The organism is uncultured Algoriphagus sp., assembly GCF_963974835.1.
Lineage (GTDB): Bacteria > Bacteroidota > Bacteroidia > Cytophagales > Cyclobacteriaceae > Algoriphagus.
The window spans coordinates 85,781-100,339 of the sequence record NZ_CAXBET010000015.1 but is presented as its reverse complement, the minus strand read 5'-3'; the positions used below and the strand labels follow the sequence as shown (position 1 = coordinate 100,339).

General features: G+C 38.4%; 13 protein-coding genes. 10 read left to right on the top strand and 3 right to left on the bottom strand.

Features of this window, described 5'->3' with window-relative positions; all coding sequences use genetic code 11:
- The 5 genes from AACZ73_RS20300 to AACZ73_RS20280 form a co-directional block, all read left to right on the top strand.
- A partial coding sequence (locus AACZ73_RS20300) for a hypothetical protein (RefSeq protein ID WP_339880669.1) occupies positions 1-298 on the top strand: 298 nt, incomplete at its 5' end.
- Between the two features lie 274 nt (positions 299-572).
- A complete protein-coding gene (locus tag AACZ73_RS20295; RefSeq protein ID WP_339880668.1) occupies positions 573-1,166 on the top strand; it encodes a class I SAM-dependent methyltransferase in 594 nt (197 codons plus the stop codon).
- A gap of 121 nt (positions 1,167-1,287) precedes the next feature.
- Positions 1,288-2,307 carry an aldo/keto reductase gene (locus tag AACZ73_RS20290; protein ID WP_339880667.1) on the top strand — a complete coding sequence of 340 codons (1,020 nt, stop codon included), beginning with the start codon at positions 1,288-1,290 and terminating at the stop codon, positions 2,305-2,307.
- A gap of 243 nt (positions 2,308-2,550) precedes the next feature.
- On the top strand, positions 2,551-3,417 hold the full coding sequence (locus tag AACZ73_RS20285) for a hypothetical protein (protein WP_339880666.1): 867 nt from the start codon (positions 2,551-2,553) through the stop codon (positions 3,415-3,417).
- 5 nt (positions 3,418-3,422) lie between these two features.
- Positions 3,423-3,824 carry a hypothetical protein gene (locus tag AACZ73_RS20280; RefSeq protein ID WP_339880665.1) on the top strand — a complete coding sequence of 134 codons (402 nt, stop codon included), beginning with the start codon at positions 3,423-3,425 and terminating at the stop codon, positions 3,822-3,824.
- An 11-nt stretch (positions 3,825-3,835) separates the two neighbouring features.
- Here AACZ73_RS20280 and AACZ73_RS20275 read toward each other — a convergent pair whose 3' ends face one another.
- Positions 3,836-4,450, bottom strand: a complete 615-nt coding sequence (locus AACZ73_RS20275; RefSeq protein WP_339880664.1) for a DUF4230 domain-containing protein — start codon at positions 4,448-4,450, stop codon at positions 3,836-3,838.
- Positions 4,451-4,702: 252 nt separating this feature from the next.
- A complete protein-coding gene (locus AACZ73_RS20270) occupies positions 4,703-7,396 on the bottom strand; it encodes a discoidin domain-containing protein (RefSeq protein ID WP_339880663.1) in 2,694 nt (897 codons plus the stop codon).
- Positions 7,397-7,666: 270 nt separating this feature from the next.
- Between AACZ73_RS20270 and AACZ73_RS20265 the strand changes: the two genes are divergently transcribed.
- Complete coding sequence (locus AACZ73_RS20265; RefSeq protein WP_339880662.1) at positions 7,667-7,945, top strand: hypothetical protein; 279 nt, start codon at positions 7,667-7,669, stop codon at positions 7,943-7,945.
- A 367-nt stretch (positions 7,946-8,312) separates the two neighbouring features.
- On the opposite strand, the gene AACZ73_RS20260 is transcribed toward AACZ73_RS20265, so the two are convergent.
- Positions 8,313-8,819 carry a DinB family protein gene (locus tag AACZ73_RS20260; protein ID WP_339880661.1) on the bottom strand — a complete coding sequence of 169 codons (507 nt, stop codon included), beginning with the start codon at positions 8,817-8,819 and terminating at the stop codon, positions 8,313-8,315.
- Between the two features lie 765 nt (positions 8,820-9,584).
- On the opposite strand from AACZ73_RS20260, the gene AACZ73_RS20255 reads away from it, so the two are divergent.
- The 4 genes from AACZ73_RS20255 (at position 9,585) to AACZ73_RS20240 (ending at position 14,559) form a co-directional block, all read left to right on the top strand.
- Positions 9,585-10,712, top strand: a complete 1,128-nt coding sequence (locus AACZ73_RS20255) for a PAS domain-containing sensor histidine kinase (RefSeq protein WP_339880660.1) — start codon at positions 9,585-9,587, stop codon at positions 10,710-10,712.
- Positions 10,681-11,079, top strand: a complete 399-nt coding sequence (locus AACZ73_RS20250; protein ID WP_339880659.1) for a response regulator — start codon at positions 10,681-10,683, stop codon at positions 11,077-11,079. Before AACZ73_RS20255 ends, AACZ73_RS20250 begins: the two co-directional genes overlap by 32 nt.
- Before the next feature lie 522 nt (positions 11,080-11,601).
- Entirely contained in the window at positions 11,602-11,946 is a 345-nt protein-coding gene (locus AACZ73_RS20245; protein WP_339880658.1) for a helix-turn-helix transcriptional regulator, read from the top strand.
- Positions 11,947-11,949: 3 nt separating this feature from the next.
- A complete protein-coding gene (locus AACZ73_RS20240) occupies positions 11,950-14,559 on the top strand; it encodes an ABC transporter permease (protein ID WP_339880657.1) in 2,610 nt (869 codons plus the stop codon).

The following is a 14,559-nucleotide window of genomic DNA, read 5'->3' as shown; positions in this document are numbered from 1 at the left end:
TATGACTTATCAGGAAGCAATAGAATACAGGGAAAAGAACCTTCATCTTATTGGAAAAGAATACATGGCGCGATCAATCAAAGAAATATTCGTATACCCGTTGGACGAAGAATATGGGCAAGAGTTCTTTGGTAGTTTGAATTCTAATGAATTCGACCCTATCCAAACTGCTAGTATTTATGGTTCTGATTTTGGATTAAGAATACTTTTAGATGGTTTTTACCCTACTGATCTATTTCATCTAGACCTTAATGAATTGCCAGTTGAATTTGGCGTCATACTTCCTGAATCATACTGAAATATGTGTTGAATTTCAAAGGACGTTTGGATTTGAAGTTACGGACGTTTTGTTTTGGCGATTATAAAAGGTATCTCAATGAGGGAAAATATATTTTGGCAATAAATATATGCAGCTAAAATGAAACAAGTAGGGTGCAACCGGATTTCCATTTCGATAATGCAATTTTTAAAGGCCATCTTTACGGGCTGATAAACATATTCTTTTCACCAACAAATTTCTTGAGGAATGAACCGTACAGGCAATTTTTCAAGTATTCCCAGATAATTTGAAAATGGATTTACTTTTTGACTTGGATAATTTGAAGGATGAGGACATTAATTCACTTTATCCCATTCATATTCAAAAGCTCTCCAATACACATTGGACTCATTTGGAAATAGCGATAAAATCAGCACGCTTTTTATCACAGGGGGGTAGAAAGTCACTACTTGATTTAGGCTCTGGATCGGGAAAATTTTGTCTGGTAGCTGCCATGATGTGTAAAGAGGTGGAGATAGTGGGAGTGGAGCAACGGGACAATTTGGTTCGACTTTCAAGAAAAATTGCTTCGAGTCTTCAATTAAACAACATTAAATTCTTACATGCGAACTTACTTGACGTTGAATTTCAGGAGTACGGATCCTTTTATTTTTTCAATTCATTCGAAGAAATGATAAACTCTAAAGACAAATTGGATAAGACGCAGGAACTGGATGTAATTGCTCATGCAGCCTATATTCAGCTACTCAGACGGAAGTTTGATGAGACTCCTGTCGGAAGCAGAATAGTGACTTACTGCGGAGAATGCGCAGAGATTCCAGATTCATATAGTTTAGTAAAGACGGAGAATCGAGGGAACCTAAGGTTTTGGGAAAAATTCAGCTAAAACCATTTCTTAACTTGTTTAGCGAATGTATCTACTACAGTATTTTTTACTGTTGAGAAACTGTTTTTACCTCCTGCCTGTTGACCATGAGGAATCTTTTTTTTAACAAAATCCACGACTTATGAATTACAATTCAATTGGAAATACCGGACTTTTGGTTTCCGAATTATGCTTTGGTACGATGACTTTTGGTGGCCAACAGGAAGATATGTGGGCACAGATCGGGAAGCTACAGCAAAAGGAAGTCAATGAAATGATGAAAGCTGTCATTGACTCCGGGATCAATTTTATAGATACGGCCAATATCTATTCTTTTGGCCAGTCTGAAGAGCTTTTGGGACAAAGTCTGAAGGATCTTCAAGTGCCAAGAGATGAAGTGGTGATTGCCACCAAGCTTTTGGCTAAAATGAAAGATAAACCTAATAGCTCTGGCCTTTCCAGATACAATGTCTTTAATTCTGTCGATGCAAGTCTCAAGAGACTGCAGATGGATTATGTTGATATTTTATATGTGCATGGTGTCGATCCTTTGACATCACTTGAGGAGATTGTGCGTTCACTAAATGATATAGTGGAATCCGGCAAAGTGAGATACATAGCCATTTGTAATTGGCCAGCTTGGATGGTAGCAAAAGCTCAGGCAATTGCTCACTACAGAGGATGGCACAAATTTATAGGCTTGCAATATTATTACTCTGCCGTCAGTAGAGATATAGAGCATGAGTTAGTGCCCATGGCTGTGGATCATGATTTAGCAATATTTCCTTGGAGCCCATTGTCGGGAGGGTTTTTGACAGGAAAGTTCACCAGGGAAGGGGCGGATTCTGATTCAAGGAGAGCAAAATTTGATTTTCCTCCGATTGACAAGGAGAAAGCTTATGACCTTGTGGATGTTATGGATGATTTATCAAAAATCCATAATGCGAGTATAGCTCAAATTGCTTTGGCTTGGGTTCGCCAGCAAAAAGGCGTAAACAGCACAATTATCGGTGCAAAGACTCTAGAACAATTAAAAGCAAATGTTGAATCCACTCAAATTCTCTTGACAGAGGATGATTTGCGAAAAATAGATAAAGTAAGTCCTCTGCCTATGCAATACCCAGGCTGGATGGTCGAGAGGCAGTCCAGTTACAGAAAGTAAATTTTTATATTCCTAATTAAGTCAATAACCTTAATTACGTAGGAAATTGAAAGAAATAGAAGACCGGAGAGCAGTTTATCTTCGGTCTTCTTTTTTAATTAAATAGAAATTTCCGGATGAAGTATTCTATAACACTGAATTGCTTCAAAGCTTAAAATTTTCTTGTTATCTTATTCAGGTTAAATGTTATACAGGTCTTTTTTGTATAGCTGATTTCATTAGCCATTTTTAAAATAGTAAGCAATGAAAACTTCTCTTTCGGGGAAAAAGTCGATTCTGTTTTTTATAGCTCTCTCGCTATGCCTTGGTAGTTGTATAAATCTTAAATCTGTTGGTGATTTTTCTGCCATGTCTACAGAAAGTCTCAAAAATTTTGAGAAGATAGAGTACTCATTTCTGCAACATTGTATGGACAGATGCACCGATGAGGCAATTAGGAAATATGAAATTAAGAGGGCTCAGGATTGCTCCTGTGAGCTTTATCAGGAAGCTGATAGTGTGACTCAGGTAATCTATAATGGTATAGCTGGATATTTTGAGGGATTGGGCCATTTATCCCAAAATGAGCTGACATCGTATAGCACTGATGCTGTAGTAAATTCCCTGACAGCGGAGGAATTCGGCCCAGTCAAAATAGATGATCGGTTGGCAGGTGCTTTTACTAGTCTTTCGAATACGTTGTTACGCGCCACTACAGATACATATAGAAGAAAGAAAATAGTCCAATACATAGAGGAATCTAATCAACCTATGCAGGTGCTATTGGAAAATTTTGAGGTAATCATAAGTACTAATCTGAAGGGAGAATTAAAATTTAAGCGGGAGAGACTTTACGCTTATTACATGGACATGAAAATGAACAGGACGCTGATTTCTGAATATGAAAAAGGCCAAGCTGCAGCGGATTACTATCGGGCTCTGGAAGCTATTCGTCGAAAGGAGATGGAGCTGGAGGTTTTTGGGGAAGGGCTAGAGGAAATTGCCAAAGGACATCAGGTTCTTTATGATAACCGAAATAAACTATCAGTCGCACATCTACAGGAGTTACTACTTAGTTATTCCAGCAACGTGAAAGATCTGGTCTCTGAATTCAACAAACTTAATGAATAAATACTATGGCAAATCTGACTTCCGAGCAAGCAAAGAAGCTCTCTGATAACTTTTATTTTTTAAGTGTAGCCATCGGAGATTTCAGGTATGAAAACTGGGACAATCTTTCAATTGAGGACAATAAGAAGCTGAGTGAAATCCAGAATATGCTACTGCAAACAGGAGAGGATATCTTAGCCTTTTCCACTACCTTGATCATGAATGAAGTCGAAGAATCACTTCAAAAAATCAATTTTATTACTACTGATATTCAGGGAACTATTAAGAATCTCCAGAATATCCAAAAAGGCCTAAACACTGCTGCTGCACTTTTGATTTTAGGAGTAGCGATTGTTAACAGAGATACCGAAGGAATAGAAGGTTCAATCAAAAACATATTTGAAACGTGGAATTCTCCTCGTGTGTAGTCTAAGTTAAACTATTTTTTAAGCTCTTCCATTTGCTCTTGAGTTTCAATTTCAATTTCATTGTAAACCAGAGTCCACCCCATGGATTTTGTAAGAATGAAAATATTCAAAAGTTCAGAAACCAGTCTTTCCTGAGCATCATTTTGTAGATCGGATTCATCGATTTTCTTACGAAACTGTGATGTGATGCTAGTTTTGATTTTGTTGTAATCCTTGCCTTGGAATGGATTTAAAAAGTCCTGAGTCACATCATAATACTCAAACTCAGGATAGATATTTATAACTGGGTCCGGAATTTTTACGATAGTTACTGTCTTATTTTCGGCGTCCACTTTCGTCTCCATCTGCCTTAAATCATATTCCACAGTAGCTTTTGCCTTGGCTAAGATCATTGCCTTTTTATCCGCACTGACTAGATTTAAAAAGAGCTTTTGAGAATTATTATAAGTGAAAACCTGAGAATAATACGCTTCAGTCACGATGAGCTTTCCCACTTGCTGAATCTGCTGCTGGATCATAGATGTATTGGCTTGCAGCTCAGCTTTTTCCGATTGGCTGTTTACAAAAAACCAAATACCTCCTATGATCAGAAGAGCTGTTACGAATCCAATTATAAATTTGCTCATGAAGATCTATGGGTATGGGTTTGAGTAAAAATATAAGAATAAGGATAACCTTGCCAATAGTTCCCAAAACTAAAAACATATGGCTGGTAGCTAATTTTAAATTCTTAGGTATATAGCTCCGTTAATTTCCAAGCAATTGTAAATTTAAGACAAAAGCGGTGGTATAAATTCATCGCTTTTGTCTTTTAAACTGTCTAGGAGTTTTCTTGGATTTTAAACGAATAAATCTTAAATAAATTAAATCTCAATTATTTATCTAGCAAAAATCACTAGCTGCTTCATTGCCCACGGTTCTTCACTTTTTTCGGTAGTCTCCACTTTAATAAATCGAACTGATTCAGAAGATTTCCACTGAAGTGAATTCATACCGTTTTTACCTGCTGCTTTCGCTACTTCTGTCCACTTTTTTCCATCTGAGGAAATAGAAACTTTGTATTCTTTAGGAAACTCTTTTTCTCCAGCATCAAACTGTATTTCTGTGAAGTTGACGTCAGTAGGCAGCTCAATCTGGAACCAATCACCGGATTTTTGGGGACCTTCAGTTTTCCAACCTTTGAAGCTGAAAGCATAGGAGGGGTCTTTAGTAGAGCCAACTCCCTGCAATGCCGTGCTACTGGCTGTGACTTTCCAATTATCCTGCAGTGTAAGCGCTTTAGGGATTTCTCCGATTAGCTCGTCAAATCCGTATGTTCCTTCTCTGGAAGCAGTCTCTTCTCTGAGTTCGGCCACATATTTTGGGGACACAAAACTTCCAGAATTCCCGAAATCATTTCTTATGTAGGATACAACTGAAGCAATCCACTCATCATCATTGCTATCCATTGCGATCATTACTCCTTCATATTCTTTGCCGTCCAAAGCTCCGGTCAGGCCATGAAGAAGCGTTTTCACAGCATATTCAGGATGCCCCATGAGTCTTGGTGAGCCTGAGAAAGCTGGCGCGATTAATTCCCCGCCACCAGTCGGAGTGCCCAAACCTTTGGCACCGTGGCAGGTAGAGCAATAGCTGTCAAATATGGTTTTTCCTTTTGTGAAGAGAGCTAGTTGCTGTGGAGCAAACTTGGATTCCGCCCGTTTCTTTTGCTCAGTGATTTTTTCCAAGAGCTGGGTACCAATCACCTGAAATCCCTGAGCAGGATTTTCTTTAATAGCGGTATTGATAATGTCTTCGAAATCATCAATAGCAAGAATGTATGCGCTTAGCAAAGCCTGTAGTGCGACATCCACGTCCGCATCATGTACCATGGTTTTATAATCTTCCGCGAGACTTTTGTCGCCATATTTGTATAAACTCTCACTGGCACGAAGAGCTTGGATACGAATCTTGGGACTGCTGTCTTTCATCAATTTCCTTACTAAGTCAGCACTCAGAGAGTTCAAGCCTTCCAGTGTCCATAGTCCATGAATGCGGGCCAGTTCATTGTCTGAAGTGTTCACTAAATCTTGCAACTCCTGGAAAACAGATTTATCCTGATTGAGAATTAGGAGCTTTTGAGCCATATCGCGCCACCAGCCATTTGGATGGGAAAGGTGCTTTACCAGCTCTGCAGACGTCTCCTCATACATTCTAGGTTTCTCTTTACTGCGTTCCATACCTTCATAAGTCAATCTCCATATCCTCCCATTTCCGATGATATCATCCATTTGGTATTGCTGGATTTTGGTTCGAAGATAACTGCCGTCCTGTGTCCAGTTTCCTTGCTGAATTATACCGCGATACATATCCACAATGTACATGGTACCATCTGGAGCTGTGGCCATATCCACAGGTCGGAAAAGTGGATCTGTAGATTGGATAAATTCCTTTTGCGATTCTCCATATGGATTCTGAATATAAGTCAGGCCTTCGATCTTTTCCGAATCGACCTGACGGACAATGCGTCCTACAGGCTCTCCATAGAAGTATTTGTTTTGTATTTCTTTAGGAAGCCTATCTCCACGGAAAACATCATTTCCAGCAGATCCTGTCACATTACTTAATGAACCATCAGGTTTAGTTTCACGCATACCTGGTTCAAAATCTGCCAATTTCACCAAACTATATGGCTCTCTGAACCCGTCCTTGTATTGGCCTTTTATACCAAAATTTCCATAGACAATGGGCAAATTGAAGTTTTGGGGAACTCCGCCTGCTCCATCCTGAAACCAAACTTGGCCATAATTATCCTGGGTAACTCCCCATTGCCCGTATGGATTACCGGTAGGTTCCTGTATCACACCATCCGGTGTCCAGCGTATTCGTTTGGAATTATAGGTGCTGTACATCCAGTTATCCATAGTCCAAGTGAGGAAGCTTGTCTGATGCTCCACATTTCCTGATCTTCCAAGACCTGTTGCAAAAAGCTCTTTCTTATCAGCTTTTCCATCCCCGTCTGTATCTGTGTATTTGTACACATTGTCTTCATTGGATTCCATAGACAAAATCGTGTTTTTCCCAAACGGTACCACGTATCTAGGAAAAACCAGGCTATCTAAAAATATGACGCTTGTCTCATAGACTCCGTCATTGTCTTGATCCTCCCAACGTGAAATCCTCGACGTTGGCATCAGCTCCCCATTCGCATCAATATCCTGCATGTAAGTTCTCAGTTCCAATACATACATACGTCCGTTTCCATCAAACTGAATTGCTGCAGGTTCACGTATTTGAGGCTCAGATAGTATTGGAGTTAGCTTATAGCCAGGCTGAAGAACAAAGGATTTCAATTCCTCATTAGCCGACACTGGCACCACTGGAGGTTGTGGAGTCAGGTCAATTCCTTTCCAGCGTGGAGATTCCAAATCAGTACCTTCAGGAATGCTAATGGAAGGGTAGGGCGCTTCCATTCTTTTAGGGTCTAAAGAGTCTGCGGGGGAAATATCGAAAGGAGATTTTTCGGGAGTGCAGCCGGAAAAAATAGCCAGCAATCCGCTCAAGGAGAGTATAAGCTTTTGTGAAATATGCATCTTCTTAATTTAGAGAACTACGAAATAGGGTTTTTATCAAAATCCTTCGGTTGCAGAAGGGTTTGCAAAATATGTGTTTCTCTGGTGAATGGACATACCGAAAAAGTAAAATTGATTGATTTACCCCGGGATTTTATCACTCAAATGTTGCTTGGCTCTAACTTTAATTTATCATGCTCCGCTATAGTAAAAAATTCAGGAACCTATTAGGCATGGTAATTATACCTTTAATATAAGTGGCGCTTTGCTATAAACTTAAAAAATACAATTATGGATAAGTTAGAGAAAGTAGAAATGATGGACAAAATTCTTAGAGAATTTGATGATTTGAAGAACAGCCAGACTTCTGTGTTGAAAAAAATATCCAAGATTGAGGCAGATAATATCAATCTAGGGGTAGGATTGCTGGAAAAAAAGCTTCCGGATATGTGGCAGAATGTAGATGCCAATCTCACTTTAGTGACTGCTTTGGAAGAGGAATTTCAAGAATATCGTGATAAATTCTACAATGACAATAACATTAATTCTTTGCAAGAAGAAGCGGAATAAGTTGTCTAAATAGATGTTCACTGGCTCAATATGAGTAAGTCCTTACTTATAGCGTGGATTTAGGTATCAGATGAGTGGATGTGAAGGCATGGTTTGCGACATTGACCAATGGCATAAGTTTTCTGACTTATGCCATTTTAGTTTTCTGGCATAAATCCACTCTGACCTCTTGTCTCTTCTCATGCTTCTTTCATTGATTAATTGCATGGACTCTAATAAAAATCCTTACAGCAAAGCTTCTGCTTTTAGTCTGCTTTTCTTCGAAATTTTCATTTATCCAACCACATATTAAGAACTTGATTTTTTAAAAGATTCCTATGATTTGCTATAATCAATAATAAATTTTCCATAAATCCGATAAGAAAATTTACTTCGATATCAACACTTTACAAGTCACTAATAACTGACCAAAATGTCGCTGAGTGTGTTCGGCTGCATGAAAAAGAATTCCACCGACAGTAGATGGCAATTGAGCCCTACCAACTCCTCTATATTCAGTTAAAGTGGCTGGGTCAGTTTGTGAAAGAACTTCTAAAAATTTTAAAATCTGCTGATCAAGTTGCTTGACCAATTCTTGGATAGTTAATTGAGCATTTCTTTCACCTTCTGCTTTCAGATAATCAAACTGTTCAGAACTCAGACTCTCGGCTTTGGCATAAGTAGACATGCGATCCATTACTCCTGCAATATGCTGCAGGTGGAATGCCGGAGATGCCATGCCTGCCAGATTTTCCCAGAGCAATTCAGTAGGAAAATCCATCATCAAAATATTGATTTCCTCTTGGGCTTGCAATATAGCATGAGCTACGGGTTGCAGACCTGGAGAATATTGAGGTAGCATACCTCTGAGCCAAACTTCTGGTTGTGTTTTCATTCAAATAGGATAATTAACATTCTTTAAGAGGTACATATTTTCAAACTTTCCTTCAATCCTTAGTCCTCAAGTGAAACAATTATTTTTTTTCTTAGTTTTAGAAAAATATCGGATTTCCAAAGACTTTCAGATAAGGGAGAAATGGTTTTTTTAAGAATCTTCAACTCGCAATTAAAGCTGGTAATTTAAACCTGTAAGACTTTCAAGTATACTATTTAATAAGGAAATGCATCTATTTATTTGAACATACTGTATTTTTAATTTTTATCAAAAATTCGAAATCCAACTAATGCCGTCATCCGTAAATTGCTCATTAATACGGATAACGATTATCTTTTTTCTGAGCGAAGGGAGGGAAACTGAAATTTAAAAAAACAGATTGATCGTTGATTAAAAACGATTTGAAGAGAGGTTTTAATGTGATTTGAGCTCTTTGCTTCAGGTCATTTTAGAGTTGGCTTGGATTTTGGATAGTTGAGGATGTTAAATTTAAAATTATTTGATCCTTTCGATTAGTTGATCGAGGTTGTTAAAATAAAATAAGAGTAAAATATATAATTAGGTTTTTCCTTTTTTTATAACAATTGGAAATTCAATACATAGTAATATTTACCTTTTTGGGCTAATTTATGAAGTTGAGTAGTTTCTTTTTTCGGAACTACTTCAATAAATTCTAATTCTGTCACGATATAGCTCGAACTGTAAAGGATTTGTAACACATTAAAAAAATAAACAAGTCTGTAAGCATTGCTGTATAAATTCATTATGGAGAAATTATCAGGATATCAATACGGTTTCGATAACTCATTTTTGATGGCAACAACTGACCATAACGGGGTTATTATTCATATAAATGATAATTTTTGTAGAATAACTAAATATTCTTCTGATGAGTTATTAGGACAAAGCTATCATGTCATAATTTCGAAAATTCATTCCTCAACACTAACTAATATTTGGGAAACAATTGCTCAAGTTGGGAAATGGCGTGGAGAGATTAAAATCGAAGCTAAGGATGGGTCAATCTATTGGTTAGACACAAATATTTTTCGAATTGAAAACCAGACAGATAAATCTATTACCTATTCCTGTATTAGCTCAGATATTACTGTCAAGAAAGAAAGTGAAAATCAACTAAAAATTGCTTATTTAAAAGCAATCGAGGATGCCAGGCTTCTGGAATTAAAGAATACTCAACTTATAGATTTATGCAGTATCCTATCTCATAACTTAAGAGCTCCATTGATTAATATATCAATGTTGGTCGACTATGCTGAGCAAAGCCAGGATGAAATAGAAAGAAATGAGGTTTTAGCTAAAGTAAAACCAGTGGTTAATTATTTAATGGACGATTTGAATGAATTAGTAGAATCTATTCAAGTTAGTCAGGATATTGATATAAAGGTTGATAAAATTGTTTTAAAGGATGCATTAGAAAAAGTATTACAGCGCTTTGGAGCTCAGATAGATCAATTCAAGGCCGATATACAGTACAACTTTGAGCAAGCACCAGTAATTTATTTTCCTCAAAATTATATAGACAGTATTTTATCCAATTTAATAAGCAACGCTCTCAAATATAAGTCACCTGATAGGAATCCTGTAATTAAAATAGAAACAATAAATAAAAAAAATAACAGAATAGTATTGGCCGTAAATGATAATGGTTTGGGTATTAATTTAGATATACATAAAGACAATGTATTTAAAATCCGTAAGACATTTCATAAGCACCCTGACGCTAGAGGATTTGGTTTGTATATGACCAAAAATCAAGTAGAAGCAATGAATGGGAAAATTTGGATTGAGAGTAAACCCGGAGAAGGCAGTACTTTTTTTATAGAATTTAAATCCCAAATAGATGATTCGGACAAGATCAATAACTCTCATTGATGATGATGAGATTTTTGTATTTATAACAAAAAAAACGATAAGGCAGACTAAGCTTTTTGACTTAATAAAGGTTTATGACAATGGCTTAGATGCGTTGAATTTTCTGAAAGAAAATAAGGATAATGCTGATCTGCTACCAGAAATCATCCTTTTGGATCTCAACATGCCAATCATGGATGGGTGGCAATTTCTCGAGCACTACACTGGTATTAATCCTTCTGTTAATAAAGAGATCGTCATTTACATTTGCTCATCTTCTATATCACCTGAAGATATCCGAAGAGCAAAGGCAATCAGCGAAGTTACCGATTATATGATCAAACCGATCACAAAGGATAAGTTAATCGATTTGATTAAAAGCCTTTAATATCACTAAAGCCGTACTGTTTTAGATAGTTGCGTTCAGATCTTATTTGAAACATTGTTTGAAAATTTTATAGTAATTATAAGTCTGTTTTTAAAGTATACTATTCTTTATCCTTTCCTTATTAAATCTCCCTACATACATTTCTGTTTTACATCAGTGACAAGAATGAAATTCAAGTCTGGGTATCTCTTCACTATATGGACACAAATTCTTCTTCATTTGCAAGTTTCTTCGGAGGGAGAGCATAGTATTATTGCTTCTGAATTCATTAATTACAATCCTATTTTTTTATCAAATAGTTTCAAGCCTCAGTACTTAATACTCTTCTAAACTAAGGTTCATCAACGCTCAAAAGTGTACTTTTTCGGACATCTACTAGTTCATAATACCTGCTCAAATTAGCCTAAACAGCAATTTTGATTTTGGCATGAATATTAATCCTACATTTAGATAATATGCTAATCCGTTTCTTAATGGCTTTAAACCAGGCCTTTTGGCGGATATAATGCTAAACGTTTTCCTATGAAGAACTTTCAATTAGGTGAGTTTGAAGAAATAGTAATTCTCACCGTAGGCATCTTAAATAATTCAGCTTACAGCGTAGCCATTAAGGACGAGATTGAGGCCCGTCTAAAAAGAACCGTAAGCATGGGTGCTTTGCATACTGCACTGAATAGGATGGAGGATAAGGGCTACCTCAAATCATTTTCCGGTGAAGCTACCGAGGAACGGGCTGGTCGTCCTAGAAGATATTTTGAGATCACGGCACTTGGAAAGAAAGCTATTCAATATGCCAAAGATACCCGTGATCAACTTTGGGCAGCAATTCCAGAAACGATTTGGCAATCAAATTTAGCCGGGATTTAAGTAATGAATCAGCAGAATCCCACACCTCCGAAACTATTTCTCCGATTCTTCCGCTGGTTCTGCCATCCTCGGATGCTGGATTACATAGAAGGAGACCTTATAGAAGTATACGAGAGAAACTTCCAGACTCTGGGAAAACGGAAAGCGGACTGGCGATTTATCAAAGATGTGCTTTTGCTATTTCGTCCGGGCATCATTAGGCCCAGAAAACCTTATCACTATGTAAACAACTACGGTATGTATAAAAGCTATTTTAAAATCGGGTGGAGAAATTTGATGAAAGACAAAGTCTTTTCTCTCATCAATGTGTCTGGATTGACCCTGGGCATTACTGTGTGCCTGATGATATTCATCTATGTCGCCAATGAATTCAATGTCGATCGCTTTCACACCCAGAGCAGCAATATTTACCGCGTGAAGCGTGGTTTTTCGATTGACGGTAAACAGTCGAGCGTAGCATACCTATCGGGAATGTATGGACCGGCACTGCTCAATGATTTTGGTGGGGAGATCGAAAGGGCAGTTCGCGTCAAGCCGACAGATGGCTTAGTCACAATCGGTACTAAATCCTTTCAGGAAAAGAAAATAGTCGCGGTCGATGAGGATTTCTTCTCGCTATTCTCATTTTCTCTGCTACGCGGCGATGCAAGTGAAGTCTTAAAATTCCCAGAAAGTGTTGTGCTGAGCGAAACAACTGCCAAAAAGTACTTTGGCAGCATCGACGACGCCATGGATCAGGTAATCGAGTTGAATCAACGTCTATCGCTAAAGGTAACAGGCATCGTGGCCGACACAGGGTCAAGTTCGCATCTTGAGTTTGACCTAGTCCTTCCTTTAGTCAACTATAAAAATGAGGAATCTATGAATTATTGGATTTCTAACTCTCTCTATACGTACGTTCTGCTGGATCCGAAGGTGGACAAATCACAGTTGGAGGATCGATTGGACCAGTTCATGGACAAATACATGGGTGCCGAGTTGAAAAAGTATGGATTTAATTGGGTGCTTTCCCTCATGCCACTGGATGAAGTCTATTTTGACAACAGTCCCGATGGAGCCCGACATGGCGATAAAACCACGGTTTATATATTCATTTTTATAGCAGCACTTATTCTATTGATAGGATGTATCAATTTCATGAACTTGTCTACCATCCGTGGCGCAGAAAGATCTAAAGAAGTAGGACTGCGCAAGGTAATGGGGGCGCAAAGAAGCAATCTTATAGGGCAGTTTATTGGAGAATCAGTGCTAATTACCTGCATTTCGTGCGTCATTTCAATTGGACTTCTGATGCTGTCCATGCCTTGGTATAACAAATTATTGGATTACTCGCTGACTGTTTCCTGGCAATACTTACCTATTTACCTATTCCTTTTCGGAATTATAGTGGTAGTCGGGCTGCTGGCAGGAAGCTACCCAGCATTTTTCCTGTCAGCCTTCTCTCCCGTGCAGGCCCTGAAGGGAAAATTGAAACTTGGAAGTGGCGGAGCGGTTTTCAGGCAGTCTTTGGTAGTTATACAGTTTAGCATTTCGGTATTTCTGATCGTCGGTATCACGATCATATCCAAACAAATGAGATATGTGAAAAACAAAGAATTAGGCTATGATTCAGAACAGACCCTCGTCGTGGCGATTGACAACGCTGAAATCTATAAGAATCTCAGCCAGTTCAAAAGTCTTCTACAGAATGAAACCAGCATTTCTTCAGTGTCTGCCATGTCCGGAGAACCGGGTGGTTTTTTTGACTCACAGATGTTTGAGGTAGAAGGGCTTGACGAAAAGTGGAATGCCCGCACAGAGTATGCAGACTTCGACTATGTAGCTACTCTAGGACTCAAAATGGTCGCTGGACGGGATTTTTCGCCTGGCTTGGCGAGTGATTCCCTTGAAGCCGTTTTGATCAATCGCACGGCAGCCTCCAAATTAGGATGGACGCCAGAGCAGGCTCTTGACAAATGGATAAAAAATACGGTCCGGGACCAGGCGAAGAGGCGAATCATTGGGGTAGTTGAAGATTTCAATTTTCAGTCGTTAAAGTCAACTATTGAACCCCTGGTCATTTCACCTAGCGAAGATTGGAGGACTGTTTTGATAAAAGCAACTCCGGGTAATCTGGCCGCAACCATAGCCACTGTCGAGCAGACTTACAGCAAGGTAGCAGCAGCCTATCCTTTGGAATTCCGATTCTTGGACCAACAGTTTGACAGACTATATAAAAGCAACCTTCGCCAGCAGACCATCCTGACGATCTTCGCCAACGTGGCAATATTGGTTGCATGCCTAGGGTTGTTTGGCTTGGCTTCATTTACAGCGAAAAAGCGTTTTAAGGAAATTGGCGTGAGGAAAGTTTTGGGTTCATCGGTGCAAAGTATTGTAGTTCTAATATCTAAAGACTTATTAAAGCCGGTATGTATTGCGATAATTATTGGCCTTCCGGTCGGGTATTTTGCCATGCGTAATTGGTTGGAAAATTTCGCTTATCAGACGAATTTGGATTGGTGGGTCTTTGCCTTTACAGCCTTGACAACCTTGGGAATTGCTCTGATTACGGTTTGCTATCAAGCCATCACTTCTGCGACAACCAACCCTGTACGTAGCCTACAATCTGAATAA

What these genes read in the sequence shown, in the direction of transcription:
- AACZ73_RS20240 (WP_339880657.1), top strand. Translation starts at nt 11,950, where the DNA reads ATGAATCAGCAGAATCCCACACCTCCGAAACTATTTCTCCGATTCTTC.
- AACZ73_RS20280 (WP_339880665.1), top strand. Translation starts at nt 3,423, where the DNA reads ATGGCAAATCTGACTTCCGAGCAAGCAAAGAAGCTCTCTGATAACTTT.
- AACZ73_RS20285 (WP_339880666.1), top strand. Translation starts at nt 2,551, where the DNA reads ATGAAAACTTCTCTTTCGGGGAAAAAGTCGATTCTGTTTTTTATAGCT.
- AACZ73_RS20270 (WP_339880663.1), bottom strand. Translation starts at nt 7,396, where the DNA reads ATGCATATTTCACAAAAGCTTATACTCTCCTTGAGCGGATTGCTGGCT.
- AACZ73_RS20265 (WP_339880662.1), top strand. Translation starts at nt 7,667, where the DNA reads ATGGATAAGTTAGAGAAAGTAGAAATGATGGACAAAATTCTTAGAGAA.
- AACZ73_RS20295 (WP_339880668.1), top strand. Translation starts at nt 573, where the DNA reads ATGGATTTACTTTTTGACTTGGATAATTTGAAGGATGAGGACATTAAT.
- AACZ73_RS20255 (WP_339880660.1), top strand. Translation starts at nt 9,585, where the DNA reads ATGGAGAAATTATCAGGATATCAATACGGTTTCGATAACTCATTTTTG.
- AACZ73_RS20245 (WP_339880658.1), top strand. Translation starts at nt 11,602, where the DNA reads ATGAAGAACTTTCAATTAGGTGAGTTTGAAGAAATAGTAATTCTCACC.
- AACZ73_RS20260 (WP_339880661.1), bottom strand. Translation starts at nt 8,819, where the DNA reads ATGAAAACACAACCAGAAGTTTGGCTCAGAGGTATGCTACCTCAATAT.
- AACZ73_RS20290 (WP_339880667.1), top strand. Translation starts at nt 1,288, where the DNA reads ATGAATTACAATTCAATTGGAAATACCGGACTTTTGGTTTCCGAATTA.
- AACZ73_RS20250 (WP_339880659.1), top strand. Translation starts at nt 10,681, where the DNA reads ATGATTCGGACAAGATCAATAACTCTCATTGATGATGATGAGATTTTT.
- AACZ73_RS20275 (WP_339880664.1), bottom strand. Translation starts at nt 4,450, where the DNA reads ATGAGCAAATTTATAATTGGATTCGTAACAGCTCTTCTGATCATAGGA.